Here is a 21487-nt window from a genome sequence, read left to right as displayed (position 1 = left end):
AACAAAAATAACCAATTGAAATTGAAGGAAAAGTTTTGATACAAACATGAACTTTGTTCAAGTTTTGTTTATTAATCAGCCGCTTGCAGCCCGCTCCACCCGTTACCGCCCCCAGTCTCCGGTCACCGTGATACCCATCCCGGTTTAACACCCGGCGTGCTATCGCTGCGGCCTCGTCCATCGCGGAGCCCCGACATGGCACACAAGAACACCATCTGTGTCTGGTACGACAACGGCGCGCTTGAGGCCGCCACCTTCTATGCCAGCCTCCTGCCCGACAGCGCGGTGACCGCCGTGCATCACGCACCTGGCGACTACCCCGACGGCAAGGAAGGCAACGTGCTGACCGTCGAATTCACCGTCTGCGGCATTCCCTGCGTCGGCCTCAACGGCGGCAGCGCGTTCAAGCACAGCGAAGCGTTCTCCTTCCAGATCCAGACCGAGGACCAGGCCGAGACCGACCGCCTGTGGAATGCGATCGTCGGCAACGGTGGCCAGGAGAGCCAATGCGGCTGGTGCAAGGATCGCTGGGGCATCTCCTGGCAGATCAGCCCGCGCATGTTGATCGAAGCAGTGACCAGCAAGGACAAGGCATTGGCCAAGCGCGCCTTCAACGCGATGATGCCGATGAAGAAGATCGACATCGCCACCATCGAAGCGGCAATAGAAAAAGGGGACGGAGGGGATTAAGTCGTTTCTGCCCACCGCTGCCGACCCTGTGCGAATTGCGACTTAATCCCCTCCGTCCCCTTTTTTTGAGGTGCTGATGTCCTGGGATGCAATCATCATCGGGGGTGGCCACAACGGCCTGGTCTGTGCGGCCTATCTGGCGAAGGCCGGAAAGAACGTGCTGGTCCTTGAACGGCGCGGCGTGCTCGGCGGAGCGACGGTCACCGAGGAGTTCCATCCCGGCTTCCGCAACTCGGTGGCGTCGTACACGGTGTCGCTGTTGCAACCGAAGGTGATCGAAGACCTGCAACTGCATGCGCATGGGCTGCGCATTGTCACGCGCCCGGCCAACAACTTCCTGCCATTGCCCGACGACCGCTACCTGTTGTCGGCACCCGGCCGCACCCAGGCCGAAGTCGCTGGATTCTCCGCTCGGGATGCACAGCGCCTGCCAGCGTACGAAGCACGCCTGGAGATCTTCGCCGATGTACTGCGCGCGTGGGCTCTCCGCGCGCCACCGGACATCGGCGCCGCCGGCGGCTGGCGCGGCCTGCCCGCACTTTGGCAGATGGGGAAGCTCGGCCGCGAACTGGCGGCGCTGGATGCACCGCTGCGGCAGGAGCTGCTGGACCTGTTCACTCTGTCGGCGGCGGAATACCTGGACCGCTGGTTCGAGAGCGAGCCGATCAAGGCGCTGTTCGGCTTCGATGGCATCGTCGGCAACTATGCCAGTCCATACACACCGGGCAGCGCCTACGTATTGCTGCATCACGTGTTCGGCCAGTGCAATGGCGTGAAGGGTGCATGGGGCCATGCGATGGGTGGCATGGGCGCGATCAGCCAGGCCATCGCCAGCGCGGCGCGCGAGGCCGGGGCCGAGCTGCGCGTGGATGCCGGCGTGCGACGGGTACTGACCGAACAGGGCCGCGCCGTGGGGGTGGAACTGGCCAACGGCGAAACCCTGCGTGCACGCGCGGTGGTCGCCAACGTCAATCCGAAGCTGCTGTACGAACAGCTGCTGGAGCCGGCGCAGGTACCGGCTGCCACACGCGAACGCATGACGAACTGGCGCTGCGGTTCCGGCACCTTCCGGATGAACGTGGCGCTGTCGCGGCTGCCGGAGTTCCGCGCCCTGCCCGGTCCGGGCGATCACCTCAGTGCCGGCATCATCATGGCCCCCAGCCTGGACTACATGGATCGCGCCTGGCTGGATGCGCGCCGCGACGGTTGGTCGCGCGAACCGATCGTGGAAATGCTGATACCCAGTACGCTGGACGATTCACTGGCACCGCCCGGGCAGCATGTGGCCAGCCTGTTCTGCCAGCACGTGGCGCCGGTACTTCCTGATGGGCGTCACTGGGATGACCACCGCGAGACGGTAGCCGACCTGATGATCGCTACCGTTGAACGCTATGCGCCCGGCTTCGCTGACAGCGTGCTCGGTCGTCAGGTGCTGTCCCCGCTCGATCTGGAACGCACCTTCGGTCTGGTCGGCGGCGACATCTTCCACGGCGCACTGAGCGCCAACCAGTTGTTCTCGGCGCGGCCGATGGTCGGCCAGGCCGGCTATCGCGGCGCCCTTCCCGGCCTGTATCTGTGTGGGTCGGGTACCCATCCCGGCGGTGGTGTTACCGGTGCACCGGGGCACAATGCGGCGCAGGTGGTGCTGCGGGACCTGTAGTGGTGTGCCGACCAACGGTCGGCACCGACAGCGTCAAATGGTCCCATTCAAAGCGTGCCAACCAAGGTTGGCACCTGCCCGCGTGGGAAAAGGTGTGCCGACCAACGGTCGGCACCTACGGCGTCAAATGATCCTTCGGATCATTTGACGCTGCGCAGATGGTTCGGGCGCTTCGGTGGGCCGGGCGGGCGGCGCTTGTTGAACGGCGGCTGCCCGCGCCAGTAACGGATCAGCAACCAGCCGAACAGCATGCCGCCCAGGTGCGCGAAATGGGCCACGCCCGGCTGCCAGCCGGTCATTCCCAGCACCAGTTCGCCCACGCCGAACAGGATCACGAAGGTCCGCGCCTTCATCGGGATCGGCGGGAACAGCAGCATCACCCGCTGGTTGGGGAACAGCATGCCGTAGGCCAGCAGCAGGCCAAACACGCCACCGGAGGCGCCCAGCACCGTCGCCGGGTTTTCCAGCAGCGTGCCCACCAGCAGCTGGCAGACGCCTGCACCAGCCACGCACACCAGGTAATACAGCAGGAAGCGCTTCTCGCCCCAGGTCTGCTCCAGCGGCGCGCCGAACATGAAGACCGCCAGCATGTTGAAGAACAGGTGGCCGAAGCTGCCATGCAGGAAGCCATAGGTCAGCAGCTGCCACGGCTGGAAGTTGCCGCCCGGCGAGAACGCATCGAAGCCCTGCTGCAGCGGTTGCAGCATGAACGGCTCGAAGGTCTGCATGCCGAGCAGGAACGGCTGCTGCAGCAGGAACAGGATCGCATTGGCGATCAGCAGGGCCTTGGTGACGGTTGGCAGTCGCGGGAACATGGGAGTACCGGCATGGAACGGCCTCCATCATAGCCGCAGCACCGTGTCTTGTTGGCGGCCCTCAGGTCCGGCCTGTTCAGTCGCCAGCGGTGCTCAGCCCGGGCCCCACACAGCGGCATCCAGTGCCGCTGCCGGATCAGCCGCCGGCATCCGCACCCGGCCGTTATCCACCACCACGCCCTCCGCGCGCAACCGCTGTGACTGCTCGCGCCATCCGGCCGACCCTTCTTCCATGGCGATGCGCCCATCCGAGCGCAGCACGCGGTGCCAGGGCAGGTCCGGGTCGTCGTTCTGGCCCAGGATGCGCGCGGTCAGCCGCGCACGCCCGGGCAGGCCCGCGCGCATCGCTACCTGCCCATAACCCATCACCTGCCCTACGGGGATCGCGCGGATCACCGCCAGGATGCGCGCACGCGCCTGCTCCGGTGTCAGCGCCGCAGGCGGGTCACCAGCAGTACGCCGATCAGTACCAGCACGGTGCCGGCGATCTGCGCCGGCCCCATCGGTTCGTCGAGCAGCCATAGGCTCATCACGATGGTGGAAACAGGGCCCAGCATACCGACCTGCGCGGCCAGCGACGAACCCACGCGCTGCACCGCCAGCATGATCGCCAGCACCGGCAGCACCGTGCACACGGTGGCATTGACCAGCGACAGCCATTGCACTGGCGCCGGTGCCTGCCACAGCAACGGCAGCGGATGGGTCACCGCGAAATGCAGCAGCACCAGCACGCTGGCCACGCAGCTGGCATAGGCGGTCAACCGCACCGCGCCGATGCGTGCGACCACCTGCCCACTGCCGAACAGGTACAGCGCGTAGCTGAGCGCACTGCACAGTACCAGCAGGCTGCCGACGATGATCTGCCCGCCCTCGCGCTGCAGATCGTGGCCGAAGGCGAGCAGCACGCCCAGATAGCTCAGCACCAGCGCGCCGATCTGCCACCGACCGGGCCGCTGGCGCGCCAGCAGCACGTTGATCAGCAGCACCAGGGTCGGGTTCAAGTAAAGAATCAGGCGCTCAAGGGTCACGCTGATGTACTGCAGGCCCTGGAAGTCGAGCAGACTGGACAGGTAGTAGCCGGTGAAGCCCAGCCACAACACGCGGGCACGGTCGGCCCAGGACAGCGGCTCGGCCCGGCGCGCGGACCACAGTGCCATCAGTACGAACAGCGGTAGCGCCATCAGCATGCGCAGGGCGAGCAGCGTGGTGGCATCCACGCCGTGACGCAGGCCGAGCTTGACGATGACGGCCTTGCCGGAGGCGGCGATGGCGCCGATCGCGGCCAGGCCGATGCCTCCCAGCGCGATGCGTGGGGAAGCGGTGGCGATACGGGAAGCGGGGCTGGACATCAGGACGACGGCGGGCCGCACGGGGCGGCCAGGGAAGGCGTAAGGGCGTCCATTGTCGCATGGGTGCGCCTGGTGACCTGGAGAGCCGAGCCTGCGCTCGGCTGCCCCTGTCTGCACAGAACGCAGCCGAGCATAGGATCGGCTCTAAAACCGTCCAGCTCAGCGCATCAGCACCACTTCCTCGGCCGAGGTCGGGTGGATCGCCACGGTGTCGTCGAACTGGGCCTTGGTCGCGCCCATCTTCACCGCCACCGCAAAGCCCTGCAGGATCTCGTCGGCCGCTTCGCCCAGCAGGTGGATGCCCACCACCCGTTCTTCCGGACCGGCACAGACCATCTTGAACAGGCTGCGCTGGGTGCCGTTGGCCAGCGCCTGCAGCATCGGACGGAAACGGCTGTGGTAGACGATCACCTGATCGAACCGCGCGCGCGCCTCTTCTTCGCTCATGCCCACCGCGCCCAGCGGTGGATGCGAGAACACCACGCTGGCCACGTTCTCGTAATCCATCTTCGACTGCGGGCGGCCACCGAACAGGCGGTCCATCAGCCGCCGCGAAGCGGCCACCGCCACCGGGGTCAGGCCGACCTTGCCAGCGATGTCGCCCACCGCGTGCACGCTCGGCACACACGTGGTCTGCCATTCGTCCACCTGCACCTGCTGGTGTTCGCCGATGCCGATGCCGAGCGCTTCCAGGCCCAGATCGCGGCTGTTGCCACGGCGGCCGGTGGCAAAGAACACCGCGTCGAACACGCTGTCGAGCGGGCCATCATGGCCGAATGCACGTACGCGTTCGCCATCGCGCTGCAGCTCGCGCAGGCGATAGCCGAAATGGATGCGCACGCCCTGCTGCTTCAGGTTCTCGGCCAGCTGATCGGTCAGCTCGTAATCGAAGCGATCCAGCAGCCGCTGGCCACGCACCAGCAGGCTCACCCTGCTGCCCAGTGCCTGCAGCAGGCCGGCCAGCTCCACCGCGATGTAACCGCCACCGATGATCGCCACCTCGGCCGGTGCCGCGCGCAGATCGAAGAAATCATCGGAGACCAGGCCCAGTTCGGCACCGGGGATGTCAGGCCGCAGCGGGTGCGCGCCGGTGGCGATCAGGATGTGTTCAGCGCTGTAACGCACGCCATCGCTGCAGGCCACGGTATGCGCATCGAGCAGATGACCGCGCGCCGGAATGCGCACCACGCCGGTTTCGTCCAGGCGCTTGTGGTAGCTGGTGTGGATGTTGCTGATGTAGGCCTGGCGATGGATCACCAGCTCCTGCCACGACAATGCCGGGCGTGCCTTGACATCGAAACCCATCGCACTGGCCAGGCCGATGCGCTCGTGCAGGTCGGCCGCCAGCCACATGGCCTTCTTCGGCACGCAGCCGACGTTGACGCAGGTCCCGCCCAGTTCACCAGGCTCCAGCAGCGCCACGCGCTTGCCGTGCTGCGCGGCGCGGATCGCGCCAGCCAGGCCGGCGGAACCACCGCCAAGGACGATCAGGTCGTAATCATAGGGTGCAGTGCTCATCGGAATCGCTCGGGTCGGTAAGGGGCAGGATCGATCGCCGGCGTGCGGCCGCAGACGAGATCGGCGATCAGCTGGCCGGTGCCGGCGCTCATGCTGATGCCGAGCATGCCATGCCCCGCTGCAAGCCAGACGTGAGGATGCGCGGGCGCGCGGCCGATCAACGGCACGTCGTCCACGCTCATGGGGCGCCAACCGCACCATTGCTCCTGCAGCTTCGCACCACGTGGCGTGCGCAGGTAACGGTCGGCGGCCTGTTGCAACGCCTGCAGGCGGGCCGTGCGCAGCTGCGGGTCGGCACCGGCGAATTCCATGGTGCCACCCAGTCGCAACGCCTCGCGCCAGGCAATCACGAACACGGAATGGTCCTTCAGCACCACCGGGCGCTTTGGTACCTGCGCCGGGCGCGACCAGGTCAGCGAATAGCCCTTGCCGGGCTGGATCGGCACGCGCAGATCCAGTTGCCGCGCCCAGCGCGGCGACCACGGCCCGGTGGCCAGCACCAGCTCGCGTGCGTGCAGCATGCGCTCGCCGACGCGCACGCGCACGCCGTGCGCGTCGGCATTGAAATCCTGCATGTCCGCCTGTTCCTCTATCACCACGCCCTGAGCGCGCAGCACGCGTGCCAACTCGGCGGTGTAGCGGTCCGGACGCAGCTGCGCATCACCGGGGAAGTGGATCGCACCCGCAAGGCGGTCATGGAACGCCGGGTTGTCGCGTGCATAGTCGGCGCCATCGATGCGGTCCGTGGCAATGCCCTGCGCGTTCAGCGCCTCGCATTCGGCAGCATGGTGATCGAAGTTGCGGGCGTCGCCGAACACATAGTCCAGACCGCGCGCCTCGAATTCGCACGCCAGTGCGTGCGTCTGCACCCATTGCGCCAGGCGCCGCCGTGAATCATCAAGCAGCGCGCCGCGCGCCCGCGTGGAGTGCAGCCAGTCACGCGCATTGCAGCGCGCGCCGAACTGCAGCAACCAACACCACAGTATGGGATCCAAGCGCGTGCGTATGTACAACGGCGCACGCGGATCGAGCATCCAGCGCAGCGCGCGCAACGGTACGCCGGGCGCTGCCAGCGGTGGCGCGTGACTGGGAGTGATGGTGCCGCAGTTGCCATGCGAGGTGGCCGCACCAATATGTCCCCGCTCAATCACACGGACCTGCCGGCCCTGCGCGCTCAGTGCAAGCGCAGTGGCCAGGCCGATGGCACCGGCGCCCACCACGATCACGTCCTCGCGCGCGCCCTGCGTCATTGTTCAGCCCTGCCCGGCTCCGCGCCGCATCGGCGGCCACTGCCGGTAGGTCATCGCACGCCACAGCCATTCAATCGGACCGAAGCGGAAATGACGCAGCCAGGCATGCGAGATTCCCACCTGTGCGGCGAACAGCAGCAGTGCGAACAGCAGCTGCACGCTGCGCGGCATCACGTCGAACGCACCCAGGCCATAGTGGTAGAACAGCCAGGTGCACAGCAGCGACTGGCCCAGGTAGTGCGTCAGCGCCATGCGCCCTACCGGCGCCAGCCATCCCAGCCGCGCGCGCCAGTGTACGATCCAGGCCAGGTAACCCAGGCACATCGGCAGGCCGCCGATCGTCACCAGCGCCATCGCCGCCGTAACCGGCAGATCGTAAGCGCCCGGCGCCAGATACGGCTTCCAGGCAACACCCAGCAGCGTGACCAGCAGGCCGAAGGGCAGCGCCCCCCAACGCAACACCGCATACAGCCGCGGGAAGCGATCCGGCGTGGCCAGCGCGCCGCTGCCGGCAAACCAGCTGCCGATCAGGAACATGCCCAGCACTTCCGGGCCGGTGATCAGCATCGCCCCCATCGACGTGCCGAACTCGCTCAGCCGCTGCGCATTGGCCTGCATCCAGCTGCCCTGCCCGTACACCAGGCGCTGCAGATCGATGCTCTGCTGCGCGTCGGTGAGCATCTTCCGCACGTCCTCCGCCGAAGCCATCGACACCATCGCGCCGACCAGCAGCATCATCGCCACACCGCCGAGATAGACCGTTACGCCCATCCACGGCAGCCAGCTGCGCGGCGCCTCGCGGCAGGCCAGCAACGGCAACGAGACCAACGCGTACATCACCAGGATGTCGCCGGACCAGACCAGCAGCGCGTGGCACAGGCCGATCAGCAGCAGGCCAGCGCTGCGGCGCAGGTAGAACGGGGTGAAGTCACGCCCGGCCGCCTCGGCGCGCTGCGCCATCACCGCGAAGCCGGCGCCGAACAGCAACGAGAACAGGGTGAAGAACTTCCCCTGCACGAATACGTAGACAAAGGCATCGGCCCAGTAGTCGATACCCTGCCAATGCACGTCGATGCCGGTGAAGGCCAGGTCCAGCGGTCCGCTGAAGGCCTCGATGTTCATCAGCAGGATGCCCAGCAGCGCAGCACCGCGCAGCACGTCCAGCACGGCGATGCGTTCGCCGGAAGCCACCGGTTGCAGGGAAGGAGAAGCGGCGTTCACGGGGCGTCCGTCGGGCAGGTCCGCCATTATGCCGCCGGCCCGCGTGCCATGGATGGCCGCGCCGTGTTCCAGAAACGCAATGGCCCGCCGAAGCGGGCCGTTGCTGCCATCATGACCGCGCTGCGATCAGTGGTGGTGACCGCCGTCGCCGTGGACGTGGCCGTGGTCGATCTCTTCCTTGCCGGCTTCGCGCACATCGACGATTTCCACGTCGAAGTGCAGGTCCTTGCCAGCCATCGGATGGTTCAGGTCGACGTCGACGACGCTCATGCCGACCTTCTGCACGGTCACCGCACGCGGGCCGAAGTTGGTCTGCAGCACGACCTGCTGGCCCGGAGCCAGCTTGGTGTTGCCGAAATGCTTCTTCGGCACGCGCTGGGACAGGCCCTCGCGGCGCTCGCCGTAGGCATCGGCTGCGTTGACGTCAACGCTGAAGGTCGCGCCGGCTTCCTTGTCCATCATGGCGTTTTCCAGGCCCGGGATGATGTTGCCGTGGCCGATCAGGATCGCCAGCGGCTCGCCGCGGTCCTTGGACGATTCGATCGGCTCCTGGCCGACTTCGGAAACGGTGTAGTGGAAGCGGACAACGCGGTCTTTTTCGATCTTCATGCGCAACTCTGTCTGGATCTGCCGGAGGCAGGCGGGTTGGGGCGGGTTGTCGCCCGGCGGGGACGCCGCCATCATGACGGCCAATCCCAAGGTGGCGCATTATCCGGAGAACATGCACATCACGCCAGTTTCGTCCGGCCTGCGCCGGCTCCTCGCCCCGGCCCTGCTGCTGGCCCTGCCCGTGCTGATGACCGCCTGCGGCGGCGGCAAGGCCACCCGCCCCGCTCCGCCCCCGCCGACCGCGAACTGGCCGAAGACCGTGCCGGACAACCCCGAGGCGGCCAACTCGGTACTGATGCGTGCCATCAACCTGGTCGGCACCCCCTACCGCTATGGCGGCAACACCCCGGATTCCGGCTTCGACTGCAGCGGCCTGGTGGCCTATGTCTATCGCGAGATGCTGGACCTGAAACTGCCGCGCACCTCGCGCGACCTGGCGGCGGTACAGGGTCCGAAGATCGATCCGCAGCGCCTGGCCACCGGCGACCTGGTGTTCTTCGGCAGTCGCGGCAGCGTCACCCATGTCGGTATCTATGTCGGTGAAGGGCGTTTCGTGCATGCGCCGAGCACCGGCGGCACCGTGCGCCTCGACTCGCTCAGCGGTCCCTACTGGAAGGACCACTACACAGGGGCGAAACGCGTCCTTCGCTAAAATGAACAGGCGATATGTTCAAAACTGTGACGAACATCACCATGCAACTAACGAATTACTAACGGAATTTTTAACTTATCCGCGCTTTTACAGGGCATGATGCCCCATCGTTTTTTTCCTGTGACCGACGCGTGACGACTGACGACCTGAAAAGCGAAGGCCAGACTTCCGTATCTTCACGTAGTGCCCGCCCGCTGTTGCTTGGCCTGGCACTGTGTCTGACCAGCCTTCCGGCCTGGTCGCAGACTGCTCCGAACCGTTCCGATGTGACCCCGGCCCCGGTGGCCGAGAGCACCGCCCGACCGGCCGCCAAGGCCGAGGCTGCCGCTCCGCAGCGCAGCCGCGTCGACGCCGCCGCCAGTGCTACCCTGGCGGCCCTGCTGCCTCACCTGGCCGCCAACGACACCATTCCGCTGATGGACCGCTCGGCCGTGGTGGCCGGTGACCTCAGCCGCCTCCTCGCCAACTACGACACCAGCAGTGCCGCCAATGGCAGCGTTGTCGGTACCGCCGCCGACAACGGCAAGGTGCAGTCGCTGCTGCGCCGCGCGATGACCCTGCTGGGCACCCCGTACCGTTGGGGTGGCAGCAACCCGGACAGCGGTTTCGACTGCAGCGGCCTGGTCGGCTACGTGTTCCGCTCGGCCCTGGGCATCGAACTGCCGCGCGTCTCGCGCGAGATGGCCCACGATGACAATGCCGAACTGATCAACGACCGCACCGCGCTGGCCGCCGGTGACCTGGTGTTCTTCGGCCGCAAGGGCCGCGTCGATCACGTCGGCATCTATGTGGGTGATGGCCGCTTCCTGCACGCACCGAGCTCGGGCAAGGACGTGCGCGTGGACACCCTGCTCAGCGGCTACTGGGGCAACAAGTTCATGCAGGCCCGCCGGGTCGATCTCTGATCTGGCCGGTTGGCGCTACCACGCCGCCTGACACGAGAAGGCCGCTGCCCTGCAGCGGCTTTTTTGTTAGGCCCGCGCAATGGTGGGTAGCTGCCGATCTTGGTCGGCACCGCCTTCATCCACGCATGGCGTGGATCTACCGACCTCTGGTGGGTACCGACCTCTTCTGGTGGGTACTGACCTTTGGTGGGTACTGACCTTTGGTGGGGGCCGACCGTTGGTCGGCACCGCCTCCATCCACGCATGACGTGGATCTACCAGGCCCGGCTTGACCGCCACCGCGCCAGCCAGCTCCCAAACAAAAAGCCCGCCGTTCAGGGCGGGCCTATCGTCGTCTCCACACACCCTCAGCCGCGTGGCGGCGTCGGATCGGGGTCGTCCACACCCACATTGCTGGACGGATTGTCATACACCGCCTGGTCGAGCAGCCCGGTTTCCTTGGCCACGATCACCGGCACCAGCATCTGGCCGGTCACGTTCGTCATCGTGCGCATCATGTCGAGGATGCGGTCGATGGCATACAGGTAGCCGATCGTCTCCAACGGCAGGTTGGCCGCGCTCAGCACCACCGTAGCCATGATCACCGCGGTACCCGGAACACCGGCCGTACCGAAGCTGCCCAGCACCGAAGCAATCAGCACCACCACGTACTGTTCAGGGGTCAGCGGCACACCGCTGTACTGCGCGATGAACACCGCGCACAGGGCCGGGTAGATGGCACCGCAGCCGTCCATCTTGATGCTGGCGCCCAGCGGCACCGCAAACGAACCGTAATCCTTGTTCACGCCCAGGTTGTGGGTGATCGAACGCAGTGCCACCGGCATCGCCGCGAAGCTGGAAGAGCTGACGAACGCAACCTGCATGCCCGGCGCCGCACCACGGAAGAACTTCAGCGGGTTCAGTCCGTGCGCCAGCAGCAGTGCGCTGTACACCACCACGATGTGCAGGGCGCAGGCCACGTACAGGGCCAGCACGAAATGCCCCAGCGGCAGCAGCTTCTCGAACCCGTAGCTGCCGACCAGGCCGGCGATCAGGCCAAAGGTGCCGATCGGGGTGACTTCCAGCACGAAGCGGGTCACCTGGATCATGATGTCGCTCATCTGGCCGACCAGCTTGCGCGCCTCGGTCACCTTCTCGCCGAGCTTGACGATGGCGAAGCCGACCAGGCCGGCGAAGAAGATGACCGGCAGGATCGAGCCACGGCCGGCGGCCAGCACGGTTTCGCCGGCCGCGTTGACCTTGGTGCCGATACCGGACAACGCATAGAAGACATTGGCCGGTACCACGTCCAGCAGCACCTGCACCACGCTGGGCACTTCGCGCGGCACGTAATTGCTGGCCATCGTCAGCTGCAGGCCACCGGCGCCGGGCTGCAGCACGGTGCCCACGCCAAGGCCGACGCACACCGCCAACGCAGCGGTGATCACGAACCAGAGGAAGGTGCGGCCACTGAGCGCGGCAACCGACTTCTGGCCGTGCAGCGAGGAGATCGCATTGATGACCGCGAAGAACACCAGCGGCACCGCGATCATCTTGATCAGGGTGACGTACAGCTCGCCAAGCGGGCCGAACCACGTTTCCGCGGCCGGGCCGAGCGCCCAGCCGGCCAGCGCGCCGAGCACGAAGCCACCGACCACGCGCTGCCAGAATGGAATCCGCAGCCAGGCAGAGACCAGCTTCATAGGCAATCCAGAGGGAAGGAAGGGATGCTGGCACGATAGCCCATCAACGGCTGGGGAACGACCGCCCGGCCGGCAAATCAGTGTGTCATCGGCGTGCCTTGCGAGGGCGGGCATAATGAACGTCCCGTTACAGTTTGTGAGATCCCAGCGTCCATGCGCCGTTCCGTCTCCCTGTTGGCCGCCTGCGCCACCACCCTGCTGCTGGGCGCCTGCGCCAGCACCACCCCCGCCACTGCCCCGGCCAGCCTCAAGGTCGCCGTCGACCCCGTCGCCCACCCGGCCGGCGAGACCCCGCAGTGGTGGTACCGCAGTGGCGCCGCCCAGGCCGCCGCCAACGGTGCGATGTCCGGCAAGGCCAAGAACGTCATCCTGTTCCTCGGCGACGGCATGAGCCTGACCACCGTGGCCGCCTCGCGCATCTACGAGGGCCAGCAGAAGGGTGGCTCCGGCGAAGAGAACCTGCTGTCCTGGGAGCGCTTCCCGGCCACGGCATTCAGCAAGACCTACAACACCGATTCGCAGACGCCCGATTCGGCCGGCACCATGACCGCCATCACCACCGGCGTGAAGACCCACATGGGTGCGATCGGCGTCAGCGCCGGCAGCCGCACGGACTGTGCCGACAGCCTGTCCAAGGGCCTGCTGACCTGGCTGCAGCTGGCCGACAGCGCCGGCCTGGCCACCGGCGTGGTGTCCACCGCACGCCTGACCCACGCCACCCCGGCCGCCACCTACGCGCACTCGCCCGAGCGCAACTGGGAAAACGACACCGACCTGACCGAAGCCGCCAAGGCGGCCGGCTGCAAGGACATCGCCCAGCAGCTGCTGTCGACCTCGCGCTATGGCCGCGGCCCCCTGGTCGCCCTCGGTGGCGGCCGCGGTGAGTTCACCACCGTTGAAGAGCGCGATCCGGAGTACGACGACAAGGTCGGCCAGCGCCTGGATGGCCGCAGCCTGGTGCAGGAATGGCAGCAGGCGCACCCGCAGGGTGCCTACGTGTGGAACAGCAAGCAGCTGGCCGCCGCCGCCAACGCGCCGGCCATCCTCGGCCTGTTCGAGCCGGACCACATGCGCTACGAGTACGAGCGCCCGCAGGATCCGGGCGGCGAGCCGAGCCTGGCCGAACTGACTGCCGCAGCGATCAAGAATCTGTCGAAGCACCAGGAAGGCTACGTGCTGATGATCGAAGGCGCGCGCATCGACCACGCCAACCACAGCGGCAATGCCTACCGTGCACTGACCGAGACCGTGGCCCTGTCCGACGCAGTGCGCGTGGCCAACGAACTGACCTCCGCCGACGACACCCTGATCATCGTCACCGCCGACCACTCCCACACGCTGAATTTCATCGGCTACCCGGCACGTGGCAACCCGATCCTGGGCAAGGTGAAGGACAAGGGCGGCGAAGACGGCGCCGGCAAGCTGGACTACGCCCTGGACGGCACCGGCCAGCCGTACACCACCCTGAGCTATGCCAACGGCCCGGGCCACACCGGCAGCAGCAACCAGCAGCCGGCCGGCCCGAAGCGTTACCCGCACAACCCGAGCAGCTTCGAACCGGCCAACGGCCGCCCGAACCTGCGCGAGGTCGACACCGAGCATCCGGACTACATGCAGGAAGCACTGGTGCCGATGAAGTCCGAATCGCACGGCGGCGAAGACGTCGGTATCTGGGCACGCGGCCCGGGCAGCAAGGCGATCCGCGGCACGCTGGAACAGAACGCGATCTATCACATGATCGTGCAGGCCACCCCGGCCCTGCGCGAGCGCTTGTGCCAGGCCGGCACCTGCGATGACAAGGGCGTGCCGGTGCAGCTGCCGGCACCGACCGCGTTCGAGCGCAAGGCCGAGGCCAAGTGATCGCACGGCAGGCCCGCCCTGACGCTGCCAGCGGCCGCTTCGCGCGGTCGCTGGCCCTGCTAGGCGTGCTGGTCAGCGCCACTGCAGCGGCACAGGCACCGGCATGCAAGCTGCTGACCGATGAACACGGGTTGTGGCCACTGCCCAACTGCGAGGTGATCGATCACCGGCCGAAGATCAGTGCCGACACGCTGAAGGCCCTGAATTACGACGACCACGGCCTGGCAGTGGTGTACGCCGACCAGGGTTTCCACTACGTCGACCGCAAGGGCCGCAGCCTGCCGGTGCTGACCTGGGACAACGGCCCGGAAACGCCGCAGGAAGGCCTGCTGCGCGCTCGCGTCGGCAACCGCGTGGGCTACTTCGACCTGACGTTCCGCCAGGTGGTGCCCGGCACCTTCGATTTCGCATGGCCGTTCCAGGACGGCGTGGCCGAGGTCTGCAATGGTTGCCGTCGTGGTACGCCGGATGCCGATGGCCACACGCCGATGGAAGGCGGAGAGTGGTTCCGCATCGACCGTTCGGGTCGTCGGGTGAAGTAGGGTTTTCGGCAGGGCTGCGCCCTGCACCTGCAGACGCCAAAGCAAGATCAAAAGCGGCTCTGGTTTTCTGTGAGTTGGGTGGGGCGGTGTGGGTGGGCAGGACACGCCGTAAACCCATCCCTGGGGGCTCGATGGCGCCATCCATGGCGCCAACGGTCCTGCCCACCCACACCGCCCCACCCCCGACAGTTTTCCGGTGACGGTTGGACCATCCACGCTTTGCGTGGATCGTATCTGTCAGATATCGAATTGAATCCGGGGTCAGATCCGTTTTCCGCAGGAAAACGGATCTGACCCCATGAGCAACCCGACAGTTCGCAGGAAACTGTCGAAGGCGGGGTGGGTCCGGTTGCGGGAGTGTCCGCGGCATGGATGCCGCGGCCAAGCCCCCAAGGACGGGTTTACGGCGTCTCCCGCAACCGGACCCACCCCGCCATCCCTCAGGAAACCAGCTTCTGCTGTTGCTGTTGCTGTTGCTGTTGCTCTGGATCGTAGCGGGTGCAGGGCGCAGCCCTGCCAAACCCCTCCCCCCTGGCCATTGCCTGCCACCACTGCGACAGCAGCTCCGGCCTGCGCAGGCGCTCGCGCCACCAGCGCAGTGCGGCGCCATCCTCTCCGGTGCGCCAGGCCAGCCAGAAGGTCTCTTCCGGCTTGTGTTCCTCCACCTCACGGATCACCAGCTGGCCGCGCGCCACCGCAGCGCGCGCACACGGTTCGGGCAGGAAACCGAATCCCACGCCTTCGCACTGCAGCTTCAGTTTGCTGGCCATGTCCGGCACCGTCAGCATCTCCTGCCCCATCAACAAGCCGACCGTGCGCGGCAGCAGCCTGCGCGCGGAATCAGAGACCGCGATCGCGCAGTGCTCGACCAGCTGCTCGCGACCCAGCACACCCGGCACTGCGGCCAACGGATGACCGGGCGCGACCGCGAACACGAACTCCACCGTGCCCAGCGGCTCGACCACGTAACCACCGCCACTGGGGCCCTCACCCGGCGCGCCGACCAGCAGGTCGGCACGGCGGTCCAGCAGGGCCTCCCAGGTGCCGGACAGGGCCTCGCCGATCAATCGCAGCCGGGTCGGTGCCTCGGCCTCACGAAACGCGGCGATATCCGGGCCGAGCAGCCAGGTCGGGAACACCGAATCCACCGCCAGCGTCAGTTCGGTCTCCCAGCCCGACGCCACCCGGCGCACCCGCAGTTCCAACTCGCGGGCGGCGCGCAGCAGGTGCCGGCCCTCGTCCAGCAGCGCGCGGCCGGCCTCGGTCGGTTCGGCGCGCGGGCCGACCCGGTCGAACAGCTGAACACCCAGGTCCTCCTCCAGCTTGGCCACGGTGTAGGAGATGGTCGAGGGCACTTTGTGCAGGGCCTTGCCGGCGCCGGCAAACGAGCCGCGGCGGTCGATGGCATCCAGGATCTGCAGGGCATCGAGGCTGAGCTTGAGCATTCGAATTTTTCGATGATGGACGTCAAAACTATCCGTTTTTCAAACCCAAGGCGCAAGCGGATACTTCTCTCCAACGGGGAAACACAGCGGCTGCCAGCCCACCCCGCCCCATCGAAACCATCGAACAAGGAGATTCCATCATGCTGCAGATCCGCAAGAGCGCTACCCGTGGCCTGGCCGAGCATGGCTGGCTGTCCTCGCGCCACACCTTCTCCTTCGCCAACTACTACGACCCGCGCTACGTCAGCTTCGGCCCGCTGCGGGTGATCAACGAAGACAAGGTGATCGGCGGCCAGGGCTTCGGCACCCACGGCCACAGCAACATGGAAATCATCTCCTACGTGCTGGGCGGTGCGCTGGAGCACAAGGACTCGATGGGCACCGGCTCGGTGCTGCGCTACGGCGACGTGCAGCGCATGAGCGCCGGCAGCGGCGTCACCCACAGCGAGTTCAACCACTCGGCCGACGAGACCGTGCACTTCCTGCAGATCTGGATCTTCCCGGACACCGAGAACATCACGCCGTCGTACGAGGAGACCCACTTCGCGCCGGAGACCAAGCGCGGCCAGCTGCGCCTGATCGCTTCGCCGGACGGTGCCGACGGTTCGCTGCGCATCCACCAGGATGCCCGCATCTTCGCCACCATCCTCGACGGCGGCCAGAAGCTGCACCATGCCCTTGGCAACGGTCGTGGCGCCTATGTGCAGGTGGCCCGTGGGCAGCTGCAGGTCAACGGCATCACCCTGGAAGCCGGTGATGCGCTGCAGGTCAGCGACGAAGCCCAGCTGACGCTGGAAAACGGCAACGATGCCGAAGTGCTGGTGTTCGACCTGCCGCTGTAACCACATCGCCCGCGATGCTGCAGAGCATCGCGGGCGCATCTGCGTCAGAACCTGTAATTCAAGCTCAACCGCACGTTGCGCGGCTCGCCCCAGGTGTAGGTGCTGTACCAATTGAAGATCGTGTAGTAACGCTTGTCGAGCAGGTTGTTGACGTTGACCGTGGCCGACAGGCGATCGTTGAACTGGTAGCGCGCCATCGCATCGAGCAACCAGTACGGCTGCGTGCGATGCACCACCTTGGCCCGCGTGGCCGGGTTGGTGATCTCGCCGAAAGTCGAATCCTGCCAGCGTGCGCCACCACCCAGCGTCAGCGCCTGCCAGGCGCCACGCAGACGGTAGCGGGTGTGCAGGCTGAACTGGTTCTCCGGTTCCAGCGTGGTCACCTTGGTGCCCGCCTGGCGGGCAATCTTGTGGGAGAACCCACCCTGCACCTGCCAGCCCTCGGCCAGCTGACCCGACATTTCAAGCTCGTAACCCTTGGTGCGCACGCCCATCAAGGCGCGGTAGGCATCCTGGCCATCCGGTGTCTTGCCGCCGGTGGGCTGGGCGAAGTTGTCCTGATCAAGCTGGAACAGCGCCGCACTGGCATTGAGGCGTCCATCGAAGAACTCAGCCTTCAGGCCAACCTCGTAGCTGCGGCCCTCCAGTGGATCCAGTGCCTTGCCCTGCTCGTCACGCTCGCCCTGCGGCTTGAAGATGGTGCTGTAGCTGGCATACACCGAGTAATGCTCGCCGAGGTCGTAGACCACGCCGGCATAGGGCACATGGACGCCGGTCTCTCGCGTGTCCGGCGAGCGGTAACTGGCCAGGCGGCTGCCGACGATCAGCTTCAACGGATCGGCCAGATCGAAGCGGCCAACCACGTACAGCCCATTCTCGCGGGTCACTTCATTGTTGTCATAGGTGCGCTGCCACTGCGGTTCGGCAATGTCGCCATTCCAGGTCCTGTAGTCCGGCACGGTATCCGGGAACCCCGCCTGCGGGCCGTAGCCGGTATTGGTCCAGCGCTTGCGCGAGGCACTGCCACCGACCACCAGCTCATGCTCTCGCCCGAACAGGCCGAAACGCCCGCTCACATAGAAGTCGGCGGCATTGCTGACGGTCTTGCCAACGTACTTGCCGAGCCACAGGCTGACGCCCTCGCCGGTCAACGGATCAGGATTGCCGGCGGCGGCACCGGCCAATGCGGCGTCATAGCCGTTGACCTGGTGGTTGAGCTGCAGCTTGGCAATCCAATCGTTGGCGAACGTGTGCTCCAACGTGGTGAAACCGGTACGCACGTACTGGCGCCAGCCGGCCCATTGCGCACCATTGTTGAACGAGCGCGGCATGCGGTTGAAGTTGCCGGCGCTGTCCAGCAGCGGAATGCCGCCCCACGTCGCCCCCTTCGGGTCGCTGTCCATCACGTCGCCACCGACCGACAGCAGCGTGCGATCGCCCAGATCGGCTTCCACCACGGCATAGCCGACCTTGCTGGTGCGCTGGTAGTTGTCCAGGTTGGAGCGCTTGTCTTCCCAGGCACCCACGGCACGGCCACGCACGCGGCCATCGGCAGTCAGCGGGCCACCCACATCGAGCTCGGCGCGGTAGTCGTCCCAGCGGCCGACACCCAGTGAGGCGCTGCCGGCGAAGTCCTTGCCCGGCTTCTTGCGCACCAGGTTGATGGTCGCACCCGGATCGCCCATGCCGGTCAACAGGCCGGTCGCGCCCTTGAGCACCTCGATGCGGTCGTAGATGGCGGTATCGCTGAGCGTGTTACCGGCGGAGTACGCCGAATTGCGCGACATCGGAATGCCGTCGTACTGGAAGTTCTGGATCGCGAAGCCGCGCGCGTAGTACTCGGTGCGTTCGCTGTCGTAGGTGACGATGCTGATGCCGGGGGTCACCCGCATCACGTCGTCGATGCCGTGCAGGCCGAAGTCATCCATCTGTGCGCGGGTGATCACGCTGATGGTCTGCGGGGTCTGCCGTGGCGTCAGCACCAGGCGGGTCGCGGTGGCAATGGTGCCGGGCGTATAGGCGCCGCTGCCCTCGGTGATGGTACCGAGCAGGTTGGCGGTGACCTGCACGGTCTGCAGGGTCTGTGATGCAGGCGCCTGCGAATCCTTGGCTGGATCCGTACTGGACTGCGCAGCAGCAATACCGCTGCTGCCCAGTGCAGCGATCAGCAAACCCCGGGCCAGCGCCTGCGGCAACGCGCGGCGACGCGGCAAGGGGGACGGCGTATGGACAACAGGCACAGACAGCACGGCGGGACCTCCACGATAGGGTGGGATCCTCTGGCGGCGGCTGGAGGGAAGAGAGGGACGCGGCCGGACAGCCGCGGCGCAGGAGTGTACTCCCCTGCGCCGCGGCTGTCGTGCAACGCGCTGCCGCAGCTATCAGCCGCCGATGGCGGCGCACGCCTCCAGGATCAGCGCCGTCACTTCCTTCGGCTGCGAGGCCAATGAGGCATGGCTGGCATCCAGCTCCAGCAGGCGCCTGGGCTGCATCCTTGCGGCCATGGCCTTCTGGTTTTCCGGCGCGATCATGCGGTCCTGGCGGGACAGCTGGTACCAGCTCGGCATGTGCTTCCACGCCGGGTCGCTGACCGCATCACCGAAGGTGCTGGCCAGCGGTGCCTTCTGGATAACGGCCATCACCCGGCCTTCGTCCTCGCTCAGATCCTGGCAGAAGCTCTCATGGAACTTGTCCGCACGCAGCCACAGGTAGCCATCACTGTCAGGTGCCAGGTTCGGTGCCGCCTCCGGCAGGTGCTGCTGGGTGATGCCACCGGGACTCTCGCCGGCATCAGGCGCGAACGCGGCGATGTAGACCAGGCCCTTCACGTTGGGCTCGTTACCGGCCTGGCTGATCACCGCGCCGCCATAGGAGTGGCCGACCAGCAGTACCGGCCCGTCGATCTGCCGGATCATTTTCCGGGTGCGCCCTGCGTCGTCGGCCAGCGAGGTCAGCGGCAGTTCTACCGCCTGCACACGGTCGTGGCCGTTGCGATGCAGTTCCAGGATCACCTTGGCCCAGTGTGCGGCCCCGCCCCAGAATCCATGGACGAGGAGGATGGTCGGTGTCGTGCTCATGTACGGATCTCCGGCAGCGGCCGGCGGGATGCCGACCGTGCAGCCACTGTCCGTGGGCGACGTTAATCGCCAGTGACGCGAGCGGGTCACTGCAATCGTATGCGTCGCCCGATGTCACGCATGGCACTTGCCGAGCCGACCTGAAAACGTTTCCATAAACGTCCCTTGGAGCTTCGCATCGCGCATGACGCCTTCATCCCCACGTGCCCAGCAGCACGCCACCCGCGCCGCCTTCTTCATTCCCGGATTCGCCACCGCCGCGTGGGCGCCCATGGTGCCCTACGCCAAGGCCAAGGCCGGGCTGTCCGACGCCAGCCTCGGCGCCGTGCTGCTGTGCCTTGGGCTCGGCTCGCTGCTGGCGATGCCGTTGGCGGGCGCGCTGACCGGGCGGCTGGGCTGCCGCCGGGTGATGGTGATCACCTGCGCGATGATGCTGTGCGCCCTGCCCTTGCTGGTGCTGGCGCCCTCGCCGGTGGCGCTGGGTGCGGCGCTGTTCGTGTTCGGCGCCGGCGTCGGTGCGCTGGATTGTGCGATGAACATGCAGGCGGTCGCGGTCGAGCGCGACGCCGGGCGCGCGATGATGTCCGGCTTCCACGCCTTCTACAGCATCGGTGGCTTCGTCGGCGCAGGCTGCATGACCGGCCTGCTGATCCTGGGTACACCGCTGTGGCTGGCCGCGCTGGTTTCGGTGGCGGCACTGCTGCTGGTCGCGGTGCTGTCGGCGCCGCACTGGCGCCCGCAACGGATCCTGCACGACGGCCCACTGCTGGCGCTGCCGCACGGCGTGGTGCTGTTCATCGGCGTGCTGGCCTTCGTGGTGTTCCTCGCCGAAGGCTCGATGCTGGACTGGAGCGCGGTGTTCCTGGCCGAAGTGCGGCAAGTGCCGCGTGACCAGGCCGGCGCCGGCTTCGCGCTGTTCACCCTGGCGATGACCGCGATGCGCCTGTTCGGCGACGGCATCGTCGAGCGCCTCGGCCGCACCCGCACCCTGGTCTTCGGCGGCATCACCGCCGCAGCAGGCTTCACCCTGGCCACGTTGGTGCCCTCGTTTCCGGTGGCGCTGGCGGGGTATGTACTGGTCGGGCTGGGCTGCGCCAACATCGTGCCGGCACTGTTCTCGATGGCCGGCCAGCAGCGGGTGATGCCGGAGAGCATCGCCATCACCGCAGTCACCACGCTGGGTTACGCCGGCATCCTTGCCGGTCCGGCAGCGATCGGTGCACTGGCACACGGCACCAGCCTCGGCTTCGCCTTCCTGTGCGTGGCCGCGCTGCTGCTGGGCGTCGCGGCGTCTGCCCGCTCGCTGGCACGACGGGTGGCCTGACAGAAAAAGGGGACGGAGGGGATTAAGTCGTTTATGGCCCAGCTGT

19 protein-coding genes are annotated in these 21487 nt (G+C 66.7%); 8 read left to right on the top strand and 11 right to left on the bottom strand.

What is annotated here, in order from left to right; genetic code table 11:
- Positions 1-195 precede the first annotated feature (195 nt).
- Together H4O10_RS05575 and H4O10_RS05570 are read left to right on the top strand one after the other, a co-directional pair.
- Entirely contained in the window at positions 196-690 is a 495-nt protein-coding gene (locus H4O10_RS05575; RefSeq protein ID WP_049403590.1) for a VOC family protein, read from the top strand.
- 76 nt (positions 691-766) lie between these two features.
- Entirely contained in the window at positions 767-2350 is a 1584-nt protein-coding gene (locus H4O10_RS05570) for an NAD(P)/FAD-dependent oxidoreductase (RefSeq protein ID WP_033835307.1), read from the top strand.
- Positions 2351-2490: 140 nt separating this feature from the next.
- Here the strand turns inward: H4O10_RS05570 and H4O10_RS05565 are convergent, their stop codons facing one another.
- From H4O10_RS05565 to H4O10_RS05535, 7 genes are all read right to left on the bottom strand, one after another.
- A complete protein-coding gene (locus tag H4O10_RS05565) occupies positions 2491-3165 on the bottom strand; it encodes a rhomboid family intramembrane serine protease (protein WP_005410509.1) in 675 nt (224 codons plus the stop codon).
- A gap of 93 nt (positions 3166-3258) precedes the next feature.
- A complete protein-coding gene (locus H4O10_RS05560; RefSeq protein ID WP_239667810.1) occupies positions 3259-3597 on the bottom strand; it encodes an MGMT family protein in 339 nt (112 codons plus the stop codon).
- A complete protein-coding gene (locus H4O10_RS05555) occupies positions 3594-4514 on the bottom strand; it encodes a DMT family transporter (RefSeq protein WP_180845721.1) in 921 nt (306 codons plus the stop codon). The genes H4O10_RS05560 and H4O10_RS05555 overlap by 4 nt, the downstream gene beginning before the upstream one ends.
- A 159-nt stretch (positions 4515-4673) precedes the next feature.
- Entirely contained in the window at positions 4674-6032 is a 1359-nt protein-coding gene (gene gorA / locus H4O10_RS05550; RefSeq protein ID WP_033835312.1) for a glutathione-disulfide reductase, read from the bottom strand.
- A complete protein-coding gene (locus tag H4O10_RS05545; RefSeq protein WP_049453179.1) occupies positions 6029-7282 on the bottom strand; it encodes an FAD-dependent oxidoreductase in 1254 nt (417 codons plus the stop codon). Before H4O10_RS05545 ends, gorA begins: the two co-directional genes overlap by 4 nt.
- Before the next feature lie 3 nt (positions 7283-7285).
- Entirely contained in the window at positions 7286-8530 is a 1245-nt protein-coding gene (locus tag H4O10_RS05540; protein ID WP_049453181.1) for a DUF418 domain-containing protein, read from the bottom strand.
- A gap of 99 nt (positions 8531-8629) precedes the next feature.
- A complete protein-coding gene (locus H4O10_RS05535; protein WP_012480915.1) occupies positions 8630-9112 on the bottom strand; it encodes a peptidylprolyl isomerase in 483 nt (160 codons plus the stop codon).
- Positions 9113-9185: 73 nt separating this feature from the next.
- On the opposite strand from H4O10_RS05535, the gene H4O10_RS05530 reads away from it, so the two are divergent.
- Positions 9186-9764, top strand: a complete 579-nt coding sequence (locus H4O10_RS05530; protein WP_180845720.1) for a C40 family peptidase — start codon at positions 9186-9188, stop codon at positions 9762-9764.
- 197 nt (positions 9765-9961) lie between these two features.
- On the top strand, positions 9962-10669 hold the full coding sequence (locus tag H4O10_RS05525; RefSeq protein ID WP_223224737.1) for a C40 family peptidase: 708 nt from the start codon (positions 9962-9964) through the stop codon (positions 10667-10669).
- Between the two features lie 347 nt (positions 10670-11016).
- Here the strand turns inward: H4O10_RS05525 and H4O10_RS05520 are convergent, their stop codons facing one another.
- On the bottom strand, positions 11017-12351 hold the full coding sequence (locus tag H4O10_RS05520; RefSeq protein WP_005410518.1) for a dicarboxylate/amino acid:cation symporter: 1335 nt from the start codon (positions 12349-12351) through the stop codon (positions 11017-11019).
- Between the two features lie 153 nt (positions 12352-12504).
- Between H4O10_RS05520 and H4O10_RS05515 the strand changes: the two genes are divergently transcribed.
- Both H4O10_RS05515 and H4O10_RS05510 read left to right on the top strand, forming a co-directional pair.
- Positions 12505-14211 carry an alkaline phosphatase gene (locus H4O10_RS05515; protein WP_049453183.1) on the top strand — a complete coding sequence of 569 codons (1707 nt, stop codon included), beginning with the start codon at positions 12505-12507 and terminating at the stop codon, positions 14209-14211.
- On the top strand, positions 14208-14753 hold the full coding sequence (locus H4O10_RS05510; RefSeq protein WP_033835317.1) for a WG repeat-containing protein: 546 nt from the start codon (positions 14208-14210) through the stop codon (positions 14751-14753). Before H4O10_RS05515 ends, H4O10_RS05510 begins: the two co-directional genes overlap by 4 nt.
- Positions 14754-15193: 440 nt before the next feature.
- Here H4O10_RS05510 and H4O10_RS05505 read toward each other — a convergent pair whose 3' ends face one another.
- Positions 15194-16198, bottom strand: coding sequence for a LysR family transcriptional regulator (locus H4O10_RS05505; protein ID WP_012479753.1), 1005 nt, complete (start codon positions 16196-16198; stop codon positions 15194-15196).
- A 140-nt stretch (positions 16199-16338) separates the two neighbouring features.
- Here H4O10_RS05505 and H4O10_RS05500 point away from each other — a divergent pair, with 140 nt between their 5' ends.
- Positions 16339-17040, top strand: a complete 702-nt coding sequence (locus H4O10_RS05500; protein WP_005409043.1) for a pirin family protein — start codon at positions 16339-16341, stop codon at positions 17038-17040.
- Between the two features lie 44 nt (positions 17041-17084).
- On the opposite strand, the gene H4O10_RS05495 is transcribed toward H4O10_RS05500, so the two are convergent.
- On the bottom strand, positions 17085-19289 hold the full coding sequence (locus H4O10_RS05495) for a TonB-dependent siderophore receptor (RefSeq protein ID WP_049397314.1): 2205 nt from the start codon (positions 19287-19289) through the stop codon (positions 17085-17087).
- A gap of 132 nt (positions 19290-19421) precedes the next feature.
- The gene (locus tag H4O10_RS05490; RefSeq protein ID WP_012479750.1) at positions 19422-20117 is read right to left on the bottom strand and encodes an alpha/beta hydrolase; all 696 of its coding nucleotides are present in this window, start codon (positions 20115-20117) and stop codon (positions 19422-19424) included.
- A gap of 184 nt (positions 20118-20301) precedes the next feature.
- Between H4O10_RS05490 and H4O10_RS05485 the strand changes: the two genes are divergently transcribed.
- The gene (locus tag H4O10_RS05485) at positions 20302-21441 is read left to right on the top strand and encodes an MFS transporter (RefSeq protein ID WP_012479749.1); all 1140 of its coding nucleotides are present in this window, start codon (positions 20302-20304) and stop codon (positions 21439-21441) included.
- The last annotated feature ends 46 nt before the right edge of the window (positions 21442-21487 follow it).

This window comes from Stenotrophomonas sp. I18B00994, from assembly GCF_014145825.1.
Taxonomy (GTDB): Bacteria; Pseudomonadota; Gammaproteobacteria; order Xanthomonadales; family Xanthomonadaceae; genus Stenotrophomonas; species Stenotrophomonas maltophilia.
This window is presented reverse-complemented; position numbering and strand designations above follow the sequence as displayed.

Excerpts from the sequence above, each read along its gene's own strand:
- H4O10_RS05575 (WP_049403590.1), top strand. The coding sequence starts at position 196 with ATGGCACACAAGAACACCATCTGTGTCTGGTACGACAACGGCGCGCTT.
- H4O10_RS05570 (WP_033835307.1), top strand. The coding sequence starts at position 767 with ATGTCCTGGGATGCAATCATCATCGGGGGTGGCCACAACGGCCTGGTC.
- H4O10_RS05565 (WP_005410509.1), bottom strand. The coding sequence starts at position 3,165 with ATGTTCCCGCGACTGCCAACCGTCACCAAGGCCCTGCTGATCGCCAAT.
- H4O10_RS05555 (WP_180845721.1), bottom strand. The coding sequence starts at position 4,514 with ATGTCCAGCCCCGCTTCCCGTATCGCCACCGCTTCCCCACGCATCGCG.
- gorA (WP_033835312.1), bottom strand. The coding sequence starts at position 6,032 with ATGAGCACTGCACCCTATGATTACGACCTGATCGTCCTTGGCGGTGGT.
- H4O10_RS05545 (WP_049453179.1), bottom strand. The coding sequence starts at position 7,282 with ATGACGCAGGGCGCGCGCGAGGACGTGATCGTGGTGGGCGCCGGTGCC.
- H4O10_RS05540 (WP_049453181.1), bottom strand. The coding sequence starts at position 8,530 with ATGGCGGACCTGCCCGACGGACGCCCCGTGAACGCCGCTTCTCCTTCC.
- H4O10_RS05535 (WP_012480915.1), bottom strand. The coding sequence starts at position 9,112 with ATGAAGATCGAAAAAGACCGCGTTGTCCGCTTCCACTACACCGTTTCC.
- H4O10_RS05530 (WP_180845720.1), top strand. The coding sequence starts at position 9,186 with ATGACGGCCAATCCCAAGGTGGCGCATTATCCGGAGAACATGCACATC.
- H4O10_RS05520 (WP_005410518.1), bottom strand. The coding sequence starts at position 12,351 with ATGAAGCTGGTCTCTGCCTGGCTGCGGATTCCATTCTGGCAGCGCGTG.
- H4O10_RS05515 (WP_049453183.1), top strand. The coding sequence starts at position 12,505 with ATGCGCCGTTCCGTCTCCCTGTTGGCCGCCTGCGCCACCACCCTGCTG.
- H4O10_RS05505 (WP_012479753.1), bottom strand. The coding sequence starts at position 16,198 with ATGCTCAAGCTCAGCCTCGATGCCCTGCAGATCCTGGATGCCATCGAC.
- H4O10_RS05500 (WP_005409043.1), top strand. The coding sequence starts at position 16,339 with ATGCTGCAGATCCGCAAGAGCGCTACCCGTGGCCTGGCCGAGCATGGC.
- H4O10_RS05490 (WP_012479750.1), bottom strand. The coding sequence starts at position 20,117 with ATGAGCACGACACCGACCATCCTCCTCGTCCATGGATTCTGGGGCGGG.
- H4O10_RS05485 (WP_012479749.1), top strand. The coding sequence starts at position 20,302 with ATGACGCCTTCATCCCCACGTGCCCAGCAGCACGCCACCCGCGCCGCC.